Below are 11810 nucleotides of genomic sequence, written 5' to 3' on the forward strand. Positions count from 1 at the left end.
CGGCGTTTTTTATTACATTTCAGATTACATAAATCAATTTACACTTTATCGCCAATCGGCAATTTGGTAATCGGCTTACCGGTTGCCGCAAACAATGCGTTGGCGACGGCACCTGCAATGGGTGGCAAACCAGGTTCACCAACACCGGAAGGCATCTCGGCGGATGGAACAATATGCACTTCTATTTTGGGCATACTGCTGATGCGCAGCAGTGGGTAGTTATGGAAATTGGTTTGCTCGACTACACCATTTTTTAACGTAATCGCTTCACCCAATGCAGCGCTTAAGCCCATACCGATGCCACCTTCCATCTGCGCGATAATCACATCCGGATTAACGGCAACGCCGCAGTCCACGGCGCACACAACGCGCTCAACTTTAAATGTGTTATCGGCATTCACCCGCACTTCAGCGACCTGCGCAACCCAGGTACCAAAGGATTTATGCACCGAAATTCCGCGCGACACACCTTTCGCCAGTGGCTTGCTCCAATTGGCTTTTTCAGCAACCAGATTCAACACACCCAATGCGCGCGGCTCTTTGGCAAGCAGCTCGCGGCGAAAAATAACCGGATCTTTTTTAGCGACTTTTGCAAGTTGATCAACAAATGTTTCCATCACAAACGCATTGCCGGAATGGCCGACCGAACGCCACCAAAGCACAGGGATTTTGATATCCATTTCGGTTCCCTGTACTAACAAATTAGGAATAGCGTAATGGGTATCACTGATACCTTCTACGATACTGCCATCCAATTTATCGCCAGGGAAAAGCGATTGCGCCACCGCATGGTGCTGCCATGCCAGCAGTTTTCCATCGTCAGTTACCGCACCACATAAATGATGAACAGCCATAGGGCGATAAAATGCATTCAGGATTTCATCTTCCCGCGTCCATACCATTTTTATCGCTTTGCCCGGCAATTGTTTTGCAATGGCAGCAGCATCTACCACGTAATCATTGGGGCAAGCACGGCGACCAAAACTGCCACCGGCGTAGAGCGTATTAATTTTTACCTGTTCTGTTTTTAAACCGGTGGTTTGCGCCACTTGCTGTTGATCAACCGTTGGCATTTGGCAGGCGTACCACAACTCACAATACTGCTTTTCAAATTTAATAACGCAATTGAGCGGCTCAATTGGTGTGTGGGCAAGGAAGGGCAATTCATATTCGGCCGAGATCACATTTTTTGCACTTGCCAATACCTTGGCTGCATCGCCAATATTTTTATCCACCATGCCGGATTTTTTTGCCGCAGCGTGGCAGTCCTTAAACAGTTGCTCACTGCCACGGCTTTCACATGCCGAAAGATCCCACTCTATTTGCAACAGTTTGCGCGCTTGTTGTGCAGACCAAAAATCTTTAGCGACTACGGCAACACCGCGTGGAATTTCCACCACGGCAATAACACCAGGCGCTGCTTTGGCTTTGCTTGCATCCAACTTTTTCACTTTGCCATGCACTTGTGGCGGGTAGGCGACCAATGCAGTCAGCAAACCAGGGAATTGAATGTCTTGCGTGTAAATTGCAGTACCGTTGGTTTTTTCAAACGTATCCTTGCGTGGAACTTTTTTGCCAATCAATTGAAACTGTTTGGGATCTTTCAACACCGGTTTTTGCGGAGCGGGCAAGAGCGCAGCTTTTGCGGCCAATTCACCGAAGGTGGCTTTATGCGCGCCATGGGAAAGCACACCTTGACTGACTTGAATGTCCGCTGCGGGTACTTTCCATTGCGCTGCCGCCGTTTCCACTAACATTGCGCGCGCGGCTGCACCGGCTTCGCGCAACTGTGCCCAGGAGTTACCAATAGAGGATGAACCACCGGTTCCCTGCATTTGCCCCCAAAATACATTGTTGTATTTGCTGTTGTCGGCCGGTGCAAATTCCCAATCCATTTGTTCCCAGCTTGCATCCAATTCTTCTGCAACAATTGCGGTCAAACCGGTACTAACGCCCTGCCCCATATCCAAATGCTTGATGACCAAAATCACTTTGTTATCCGGTGTGATTTTGATAAATGCATTGAAGCGCGGAGCATTACTTTCGAGTGGGGCATTGGTGCCAAGCGGAATGTTATTGGCTGCCTGTGCATTGATACTGACAAAACCACTGCCAATCAATAAACCACCGCCTGCACTCATCGCCTGTAAAAAATGGCGGCGCGATACTGCCAGTGAATCCTGACCGGATTCCGTTTGGTTTTTTTTGCGTTCGAGAAATTTCATTTAGACTTTCTCCCCCAATTGATCGGCAGCCTGATGAATCGCCGCGCGTATGCGGTGATAGGTTGCACAGCGGCAGAGGTTGCCGCTCATCGCCGCATCGATTTGCTCATCGGTAGGATTGTTATTGGTTTGCAGCAGCGCAGTGGCCGACATCATTTGCCCCGACTGGCAATAACCGCATTGCACTACATCCAGATCGCGCCAGGCTTGTTGCACGGCATTAAAGGCGGGCGAGTTTATCGTTTCAATTGTTTGGATATCCGCACCGGCCACAGCCGATACCGGCAAACTACAAGAGCGCACCGGGGTACCATTCATGTGCACAGTACAGGCACCGCAAAGCGCCATGCCGCAACCCAGTTTGGTGCCAGTCATATTCAGGTGATCGCGCAATGCCCACAGCAGTGGCGTATCCGGGGCAATATCCAATTGTTGGACTTTGCCATTAATTTTGAGCGAAATCATCGGGGTCTCCTTTGCAAAAATATTCAATCGGCTAACGCACGGTAATGGATAAATTATTTAAACGGTGAAAACGAAAAAGATGAATGACTATATAATTTTTTTACTGTATTCCATGAAGTCAGCCGGTGTGTCTATATCAAACTCTGCCGATGGCATAGCGACAGGCATGACGTGATCGGCGTAGCGCTGCAATAAATATTTCGCACCGCGGTCGCCACGGCATTCATACAAGCGCGCTTTAAATACTGCAGGGAAAATCGCCGGAACGCCGAGCGTATCGGCAAAACTGGCACAGGCAATTTTTTTTGGATGTTCACACCATGCGCGATAAAGCCGCTGTAAATCCTGCGCACTGATAAACGGTTGGTCACCTAACAACACCAATACCGGATTGGCATTTTGTAATTGCTTAATACCAAACGCGAGCGAATGCCCAAGCCCTAAATTCCACGCGCGAAATTCCAGAAACTGAATTGCACAGCCAGCGGTTTTTTTAGGGAATGCATCCAACACCGGAAGCGCTTGCTGCAACTGAGAATAAAATGCGCCGCCGACGATATAAATACCAGCCGGTTCCAGTTTGCGCGCTGCCGCAATACTGTGGGCAAGCAAAGGCTTGCCATTCCACTCGGCCAATAATTTGCAGCCGCCAAAACGGCTGGCATTACCCGCAGCAAGAATCAAGCAATCCAGTTTCATGAATTCACCACCCGATTTGCCAACGCTGTAAATTCATTTTGTGCAACGGCCCCCAGCGGCAGGGCACTACTACCAAATAAACGCGCATGGCATTCCGCCAATACCGAAAGCGCAATACTTTCCGGCAGATCACCACCCAGCGCCAAGCCCATAGGGCCACTCACAGGGTAGCGCAATTGCGCCTCGGTTAATCCTTTCATTGCCAACACTTGCGCTTTACGTTGCGCAGGCCCAAGCAGACCAATGTAGGGATTACACAATTCGCGCGATTCCAAATAGGCAATCGCCACTGCATCCAGTTCCATATTGTGATGCGCAATCACTACCGCATCGACTTGCTGCAAAAACGCAGCATCCAAGCCCGTAACTGCTACTGTTTGCGTTTCAATATCAGCGGGAAAGTGCGCGCGTTTTCCTTCATTTAAACGCGCATCCGCAAGTGTCACTCGCCACCCCAGTGTATTGGCGAGCTGGCACACCGGAATCAAATCGATGCCGCTGCCTAGCACCAGAAGATGCGGAACAGGATTGATCAAAGTCGATAACTGTTGGCCAGTGCCGCTGCTGTGCACACGGCCATGCTGACGCTGGCTAAAGGCGCGCAGGCAAGGCATAAAATCCGCGCGCGCGTCATCAATTGCCAAATGGTATTCGCAGGCTTGCTGTTGTTGCAGATGGGAAAACACCTGCGGCAAATGTAAATACTGGTTTTGTGCAGTGCAGGGGTGCAGCACAATTTCGGCTGCGCCGCCGCAACCAATCCCGAGCCGCCAGGCGATGTTATCTTCGTCGGTTGCGTCGTAAATCAGGCGGCGTGATTTCCCCAGCGCAATTACTTTGCGCGCTTGTAATAATAAATCCGATTCAAGGCAGCCGCCGCTCAACAAACCCAACTGGTCACCGGCATCGCTCAACAACATCAGCGCGCCGGTTTTGCGGTAGACAGATCCACGCGTATCAATCACTGCGCCCAGCACCCAATTGGCCGCGTCTTTTAACGGCAGCCAGCGCGCCAGCAAATGATAAAAATGATGGGAGCTTGTATTGGGCATAGCAGGTTCACCTGGTTTTTATAAGAGGGACGCAACCTGACAGGATAATCCCATCTGCCTTGCTGGAAAGATAGCGTTGTTAACAAAACTAAACAGCGCCGTGACAAATAGCATCGCGCACTGAAAGCACTAGTAAATTTGCATCTGAGAAAAATACGGGTAATGACATGAGGATATAAAACAATACATGCCAAACCCCTTATACTTTTATGGCTGCGCGCTCCCCGCTCCTGACTCTTGATAAGACATGGATTTACCATGGCACTCTTTGATCTCGTCAATACCATAGGCTTCACGCTCTATTTCGGGTTTGCCGTTTTATTGCTATGGCTCAGCCGAATACCACGCACCAATGCCGGAACCGGATACTGGGGTATCGCGATTTTTTTTGGTTTTTGCGCACGTCTGACGCTGTATCTTTCAGGTACCCTTTTTGAAATCACTGCAACAGAACATCTCTATGCATTTTTTATTAGCATGGAGAAAGTGTTTTTACTGGCAGGTGTATTCCGGTTTTTTAATTTACTGCATTACACACGACCTTATTTATTATTTGTTGCACTCGCATTGCTCTGGATAGCAAGCAGTTGGTTGGCTGGTTTTAATCGTGTGTTATTTTCGTTGGGAGTCGGATTTTTCAATGCAGTATCGCTACTGTTGTTTGCGTTTATCGCCTACCGCGAACGCGACACCATCCCGCACAAAGTCATGTTATGGATATCAATCATCTGCATATTATTTATGCTTCACTGGCTGACGTATCCGGTCTTGCGTTTTCACGACAGCTGGATGGTTCCCGGCTTTTTGATCGGCACATCGCTCGCGATGCTGTTGTACTTAAGTTTGATCTCAGCGGTATTACTGCAATTCCAAAAACGCTTATTGGATGCAGAGCGCCACGCGCTCGACCTCGCCTATCACGACCCACTCACCGGCCTGAACAACAAACGCTACATGACCACGCTATTTGACCAAGCGTTAATCCTTGCCACGCGCCCACACCAGATGCTCGCGGTTATTTATATCGACCTGGATAACTTCAAACCCATCAACGATACCGCTGGCCACATGGTGGGCGATGAAGTCTTGAAAGTGATCGCCAAACGCCTGCTGGATAACACCCGCAGCACCGACATTTGCGCGCGCATAGGCGGCGATGAATTTGTAGTGATTGCCACACAATTGGAAAATACCGAACACGCAAACCAAATTGCCGAAAAAATATTGCAGCAATGCTGCAGCCCGGTAGAGATCAACCAACACCACTACCAACTCGGTGCCAGCATAGGCGTAAGCATTTACCCCGCTCACGGTATTGATTTAAACCAGTTATTACAACAAGCTGACCAAGCAATGTATGATGTGAAAAAAAATGGCAAAAGCGGGTTTCAGGTTTTTCATTCCAGCAGCACCCATCCGCTGTAGACCTTCATTATATTTTTATCCCTGAATATACTTTTCGCCCGATATGCCAGCCTTCAATAACAACCAAGGAATAAGATGAACCCCTACACGCCACCTAATAGCCAGTTATTATCGGGAAACAAAACAGCTTCTGTAACACGCCTGTTAGGCATACTTTCTCTCGTCATCCCAATAACGTTTCTTGCATCATGGCTGATGGTGCCTTATATGAATGGCACTATCGCATCCCTTTATTATCCAAAAGGCAGCGACGACTATTGGTCTGTTCGTTATGCAGCGGATATATTGAATACCTTCATTATTTTTTTCATAGGTTCATCTGTTGCAGCTTTACTGATAAAAGGCCGCCCCATACAGTCTACATTCCCTGTTGGCTTTTTGGGTTTAGCCGCTTTTTTTTACGAGCTTGGCGGTTTTGATTGTATTGGGCGCTGCGGCCCACCACTCTGGTATGACTTGCTTTCTTTCACCAAACACCTATCGGCCGCGTTATTGGCTGGTATTATATTTCGCCGCAATTCGCATCTATCTAATAAATAACAGCATCAAAAGGAATACATATGAAGTTGGCAACTCCCCTACTGATATTATTATTTTTACTTACCGTAACCGGCTGCGCACAAAGCCCTGAAAAACCATCGCAAAACACGCCTGTTGCTAAAACAGAAAAAACACAAAAAGCTCCCAAAGCGGCCAAGAAGCCCAAGGTCACAAAAGCGGGAAAGATGGCAGTGATTGGCGACCCAACCAATGCTTCGATTATCCGCGTAATACCACAGGCAGGTTTTTTTGCCACGCAACATGATTGGTCAAACATCAAGAAAATCATCAACGACAAAAAAGAGACAATCTATACCGCATCCTTGTGGGATGGAAAATCCGCCCAAAGCATTAGCCTTCCCCCAGGCCGTTACACAATTTTGTATTCCTGCCATTTCAATAATCTGTGGAATGACAACTGGGTTAAGGTCGATACTGAAGCAGGCGCGGATTACACCATATTCTGTATTCAGGAAACGCGCGGAAAAACCATTATTGGTGTCGATAATGTAGTCGCCTTCCATTCGTTTTTTGAAAAGACCAGTGAAGTAGAAACCAAAAAGGCAATTTACAAAAATATTATTGCCAATCCCCCCAAAGAAAATTTGAACGCTTCAATACCTGAAAACCACACCCGATTGATTATCTATTTCTTACCGGGAAATATGCTGGGAACAGAAAACCGTGTGAATTACGACATCAAACTTAACGGCAAACAGATCGACTTTGTGAGCGGGGCAAAATATGTAGTGCACGATGTTGCCAACGGCACTTATGATTTTTCCATATTGAGCGAAGGGCTATTCAAAATGGGGGCAAAGTTTCCCGTTGCTGCAAACGGCGGAACCTTGTATATCAAATGTCAGGAAAGCAGCCTGTGGCCGATGAAGTGCGAACAAACCAACAGCGAACCAGAAGGATTCACCAACATAAAACCCATGCGCATGTTTTAAGTTGCAACAGTGGCGGGAGCAGTCCCGCCACTCACACTTCACAAAAAATATTTATGCACAAGCGCAATCACAAACAACAAATAAAGCAAATGAACAACCACAATGCCTTTTTTGTTGTTGATATGAATCGGTAAACCTGCGCTTACACTTGCTACAAAAATCCCCAGCCCTGCGCCTGCCAACACATCCGCAGGCCAATGCACACCCAGCGCAATACGCGAGATTCCAATCGCCGCCAACAGCGTTCCTAAAGCGATTTTTCCCAGCAAGTTCAGCTTCAAAAAATGAAATAACAATGTGCCCAATAAAAATGCCGCAATCGTATGCCCCGAGGGCATAGAAAAGCTGGTCACAGTCATAGGTTCCACCAACAAATGAAATGGCTGATCAAAGCTGGTGGTATGCTCAGGGCGAGGTACAGCAAATAAATATTTAAACCCGTTAGACACAATCAACCCGACAACCGCTGCAATTGCACCTTTAAACAACGCGTCATTATTTTTTCTGAGCAACAGATAAAAAATACACCCCGCCACTGAACCTTCACCAATCGTCGTAATGGCAGTCCACACAAAACGATTGGGGAAAAGAGAATTGATGTAGATAAATAAAGATTGGTTAAGCGCAGGTAAAAAAAACAGCACAGCACCAGCGAGTATTAGCACTACAGCAGTAATAAACGATAATTTCATTGTTAATCCTTATCGGCATTTATTCATTCAGGTATTAATGATTGACCATAAAAAAACCATAAAGTTATTGTGACAAACCTCATAAAACCAATACAACCCGCAAATGCTCTAAAATTCACAGGATATACTCCATCCATCTCGCACGAGATACACAACCAGAATGTTCAATGGAGTTGCCAAGGAGGCAATATGAATACCGGAATAATAAAATCCGTAGGAAAAAACGGGATCAACACAAAGGATGATGTGATATTCATCCAAACTGCACTCAATAAATACGCCAAAAAGCACGCCAACAATACCTTCCCCCTTAAAGTCGATGGCATTTGCGGCAACAAAACCATTCAAGCGATTTTCAACTTCCAAAAAAATCACGTCGGCATATCGGTGCCCGATGCACGCATTGATCCGAATGGGAGAAGCTTCCGCCACCTTACATCCACCTCTCCCATCGCTATCGCAACATCGAATACCGCAAGCACTAAACCCATCAGCTTTATGTTGAACGAAACTCATGTCACCTATGCCAGTGATATTCCGGAAAACCGGAGGATCGTTTCGGCCTACGCGATTAATGTCGTCAAGCTTGCACTTATTGAAAGCAAGATGACTCATGCGGTGATTACCTCCACCTTGCGCACACCGCAGGATCAAGCAGAGATTATGTATAAGAATGCGAAAGCGGATTTCACCCAACAAGAAAGGCTTTATGGTTCTGCTGGCGATTCAGTCTTGGCGGTGTACAAAGCAAACAAAACAAAAAGCAAAGACCAGGTCATTAAGCTAATGAAAGAAAAAATTGAATCGCTTCTTGATGAGAATAAAAGAACATCCCAACATTGCGTCACACTGGAGTCATTCAAATCAGTGAATACATTTGATATTGGTTGCGGCTCAACCGAAAGAGCACCGGGTAATTTTGATAAAAAAGCATTAACCAAAGCCTTTTTTGCACTGGAAAAACAAGGCTACATAAAAAAGTGTATTGATGAAACCATGCTTAAAAATAACTGCTGGCATTTAGAAGTTGTGCCCAACGCAAAAGACATTAACCTATACAGGATAGAATCAATGCTGATTCCATCAAGCTCAATTGCAAGGAGATACGTGTGAAGAATTTTTTTATTATTTACTTAGCTTGTTTTTCATCATTAAGTTATGCGGATAAGGATTGTGATATTTCATCCAAAAACCTCACCTTCAAAACACCAAAATCTAGCGACATTGCCAATACATTCTGGCAAGACGACAAAGATGGTTATGAAACCATTAAGCGACTTCACATCACCTATAAAGATGGATCAATCGCTGTACTGGAGCACAAATTCTGCTCTATGTATAACTTTGAAGTGGCTTATTACGCTGCAGATAGAGAAACGGTGAAAAACACTGATCTAATTCAAAAGAAAGGCCAATATTTTTTCACTTATGCATCTATTCAAGGTGGAGACCAACAAGAAGCAATAGAAACAATGGCAAACAACTTGGATGAGAAAAAATTCAACCCCGAAAAAGAAGCCTCAACAGGTTATGATGGATCTCACCCACGGTACGGAAGAGCCGAATACATTATTGATTACCGCCCTCTCGATAGTGCATCTATACATGAAGCCGCCATCACTTTTTATATGGGGTTAGGGGGAATGCATTAATCTCACATTTACTTCTACCCACAAGGCGGCAACATGCCGCCTTTTTTATTAACAACAAGGATGACAACAATGAAACATTTTATTACAGGCTTACTTATTACCTGCAGTGCAATTTGCAGCGCAGAACAACAATGCAGCATCAAATCAACAGACTTAAATTTTGTTACCCCAAAAGCTGACAACATTGCTAATACCTACTGGCAAGATAATAAAGAGAATGGCGAATCTGTTAAGCGTTTATATATAACTTACAAAGATGGCTCTACAGCCGTTATCAAACATACATTCTGCTCAGAATACAAATTCGAAGCGGTTTACTACATGGAAGATCAAGAGCAGACGAACTCGACAAAGAAAATAAAAACATCGCTCACAACATTCCTCTCGTACGTTGCACATAAAGACAACATGCAAAAAAAAGCCATCAAAACAATGATGGCCGAGCTGGATAAATACACCTTTGTTCCCGATGAAGTGATTGGCGCAACCTACAATGGACATGAATCCGTTTATGGCGACACCAGTTACAGCATTCTTTATTCCCCTTTGAATTATTCCACGATCTATAGCGCAGCCATTTCTGTGGAGGTTGGTATAGGGGGAATACACTAAAACCATCTTAAAGGCGACGGAATGTCGCCTTTGACTTCATTCAAAATACGGATTGATTGCTGTAATCCAATGGATTAGGATAGATATTATGCACACCATTGTGGAATTACCTGAATTTATTCAGAAATCACAAGGACTGTTGACCGACGAAGAAAAGCGACTCCTTATCAACCACTTAGCCACACATCCTCAAGCGGGAGATTTGATTCAGGGTACAGGAGGAATCAGAAAGCTGCGCTGGGCAATTCAAAGTAAAGGCAAGAGTGGTGGAGCCAGGATTATTTATTACTACCACAATGAAAGTATTCCACTGTTTTTACTGACTGCCTTCGGCAAAAATGAAAAAGCCAATATTTCAGCAGCAGAACGCAATGATCTGGCTAAATTAACCAACCTGTTACGCAAGTACTACGGAGCACATCATGAGTAACGCATTTTCCAGTATTAAACAGGGACTTGAAGAAGCTATCGATTTTGCTAACGGAAATACCGGCAAAGCAGTAGTGCATGAGTTCAATGCAATCGATGTAAAAAATCTGCGCACCAAAATCGGAATGTCACAAAATGAATTTGCATCTGCGTTTGGGATTAGCGTTGCAACACTGCGCCACTGGGAACGAGGGGATCGCTCACCACATGGCCCAGCGTTGGTTTTATTGAATGTAGTAGCAAAAGAACCTCAAGCAGTTTTGAGAGCGCTACGCGCTTAATGGGCGATTCCAACATCGCCCTTAAACCATACATCACCACATCCAACAAACCCATAACCCACTGATTGCCCTACATTTTTCAATCTGCCATCGATAACAATACCCCGCTCAGAACTGCCGTAATGTCGCGTAATTCGCCATAAACGCCAATTTGGTGATAATCTCCCCGCTCAAACATTGACCGTAGAACGCGCCACCGCGCGGCAAACCACTGCACCCATCAGTGGCAAGGAGTACAAATGCGCAGACCAATCCTGTTGCTTATCATCATGGCAATCGCGTTTTCCCAAAGCGACATCCTGTCACCCAATATCCTCAACGGCGTGTTATTCCCTTTACTTTTTTCTGCCGCGCTTCTGGTATTGCTCATCTGGCTTATAGGTCGATCACGCGGCAATCGCAGAGGTGATGGGGGATCAGGTGATGCAGGTGGTGGTTATTATTATGGTGGGAAAAGTGGTGATGGCGGTTCGGGGGATGCAGGTGGAGATGGTGGCGGTGACTAACAGCTCGCAAACATTACAGAGCACATTATGAGTAACGCTTTTTCCAGTATTAAACAGCGGCTTGAAGAAGCTATCGATTTTGCTAAAGGATATACCAACAAAGCAGTAGTGCATGAATTCAATTCTATCGATGTGAAAAATCTGATAGCCAAAATCGAAAAATTGCAAAATGAATTGGCATCCGCATTTTTGGTGGTAGTTTAGAAACCTTGTTTTTTCGTATTGGTTTAATTCAGTGATGGAGAAAGAACCGTTGGCTGCACTTAGGGTACGGACACC

Annotated in this window: 15 protein-coding genes; 10 read left to right on the forward strand and 5 right to left on the reverse strand. The window is 45.8% G+C overall.

What is annotated here, in order from left to right; all coding sequences use genetic code 11:
- Positions 1 to 38: 38 nt before the first annotated feature.
- The 4 genes from VC28_RS11775 to VC28_RS11790 all read right to left on the reverse strand — a co-directional run bounded on the left by VC28_RS11775 (position 39) and on the right by VC28_RS11790 (position 4441).
- Complete coding sequence (locus VC28_RS11775) at positions 39 to 2225, reverse strand: xanthine dehydrogenase family protein molybdopterin-binding subunit (protein WP_049630818.1); 2187 nt, start codon at positions 2223 to 2225, stop codon at positions 39 to 41.
- A complete protein-coding gene (locus VC28_RS11780) occupies positions 2226 to 2690 on the reverse strand; it encodes a (2Fe-2S)-binding protein (RefSeq protein ID WP_049630819.1) in 465 nt (154 codons plus the stop codon). It abuts the gene before it with no gap.
- 87 nt (positions 2691 to 2777) lie between these two features.
- Entirely contained in the window at positions 2778 to 3389 is a 612-nt protein-coding gene (locus VC28_RS11785) for a nucleotidyltransferase family protein (RefSeq protein WP_049630820.1), read from the reverse strand.
- Positions 3386 to 4441 carry an XdhC family protein gene (locus VC28_RS11790; protein ID WP_049630821.1) on the reverse strand — a complete coding sequence of 352 codons (1056 nt, stop codon included), beginning with the start codon at positions 4439 to 4441 and terminating at the stop codon, positions 3386 to 3388. Before VC28_RS11790 ends, VC28_RS11785 begins: the two co-directional genes overlap by 4 nt.
- 258 nt (positions 4442 to 4699) lie before the next feature.
- Here VC28_RS11790 and VC28_RS11795 point away from each other — a divergent pair, with 258 nt between their 5' ends.
- From VC28_RS11795 to VC28_RS11805, 3 genes are all read left to right on the forward strand, one after another.
- On the forward strand, positions 4700 to 5866 hold the full coding sequence (locus tag VC28_RS11795) for a GGDEF domain-containing protein (protein ID WP_049630822.1): 1167 nt from the start codon (positions 4700 to 4702) through the stop codon (positions 5864 to 5866).
- Positions 5867 to 5941: 75 nt separating this feature from the next.
- Positions 5942 to 6406 (forward strand): hypothetical protein, encoded by a 465-nt coding sequence (locus VC28_RS11800; protein ID WP_156184323.1) that lies wholly within the window; start codon positions 5942 to 5944, stop codon positions 6404 to 6406.
- Positions 6407 to 6426: 20 nt separating this feature from the next.
- Positions 6427 to 7359, forward strand: coding sequence for a hypothetical protein (locus VC28_RS11805; RefSeq protein ID WP_049630824.1), 933 nt, complete (start codon positions 6427 to 6429; stop codon positions 7357 to 7359).
- 38 nt (positions 7360 to 7397) lie between these two features.
- Here the strand turns inward: VC28_RS11805 and VC28_RS11810 are convergent, their stop codons facing one another.
- A complete protein-coding gene (locus tag VC28_RS11810) occupies positions 7398 to 8051 on the reverse strand; it encodes a phosphatase PAP2 family protein (protein ID WP_049630825.1) in 654 nt (217 codons plus the stop codon).
- A 189-nt stretch (positions 8052 to 8240) separates the two neighbouring features.
- Here VC28_RS11810 and VC28_RS11815 point away from each other — a divergent pair, with 189 nt between their 5' ends.
- From VC28_RS11815 to VC28_RS19755, 7 genes are all read left to right on the forward strand, one after another.
- A complete protein-coding gene (locus tag VC28_RS11815) occupies positions 8241 to 9164 on the forward strand; it encodes a peptidoglycan-binding domain-containing protein (RefSeq protein WP_049630826.1) in 924 nt (307 codons plus the stop codon).
- Positions 9161 to 9703 carry a hypothetical protein gene (locus tag VC28_RS11820; protein ID WP_049630827.1) on the forward strand — a complete coding sequence of 181 codons (543 nt, stop codon included), beginning with the start codon at positions 9161 to 9163 and terminating at the stop codon, positions 9701 to 9703. Before VC28_RS11815 ends, VC28_RS11820 begins: the two co-directional genes overlap by 4 nt.
- 69 nt (positions 9704 to 9772) lie before the next feature.
- Positions 9773 to 10315: a hypothetical protein gene (locus VC28_RS11825; protein ID WP_049630828.1), complete on the forward strand. Its 543-nt coding sequence runs from the start codon at positions 9773 to 9775 to the stop codon at positions 10313 to 10315.
- A gap of 88 nt (positions 10316 to 10403) precedes the next feature.
- Positions 10404 to 10745, forward strand: coding sequence for a type II toxin-antitoxin system RelE/ParE family toxin (locus tag VC28_RS11830; RefSeq protein WP_049630829.1), 342 nt, complete (start codon positions 10404 to 10406; stop codon positions 10743 to 10745).
- Positions 10738 to 11025, forward strand: a complete 288-nt coding sequence (nadS, locus tag VC28_RS11835) for a NadS family protein (RefSeq protein ID WP_049630830.1) — start codon at positions 10738 to 10740, stop codon at positions 11023 to 11025. The genes VC28_RS11830 and nadS overlap by 8 nt, the downstream gene beginning before the upstream one ends.
- 239 nt (positions 11026 to 11264) lie before the next feature.
- Positions 11265 to 11531 (forward strand): hypothetical protein, encoded by a 267-nt coding sequence (locus VC28_RS11840; RefSeq protein WP_049630831.1) that lies wholly within the window; start codon positions 11265 to 11267, stop codon positions 11529 to 11531.
- 27 nt (positions 11532 to 11558) lie between these two features.
- Complete coding sequence (locus tag VC28_RS19755) at positions 11559 to 11735, forward strand: hypothetical protein (protein ID WP_156184324.1); 177 nt, start codon at positions 11559 to 11561, stop codon at positions 11733 to 11735.
- The last annotated feature ends 75 nt before the right edge of the window (positions 11736 to 11810 follow it).

Source organism: Cellvibrio sp. pealriver (assembly GCF_001183545.1).
Taxonomy (GTDB): domain Bacteria; phylum Pseudomonadota; class Gammaproteobacteria; order Pseudomonadales; family Cellvibrionaceae; genus Cellvibrio.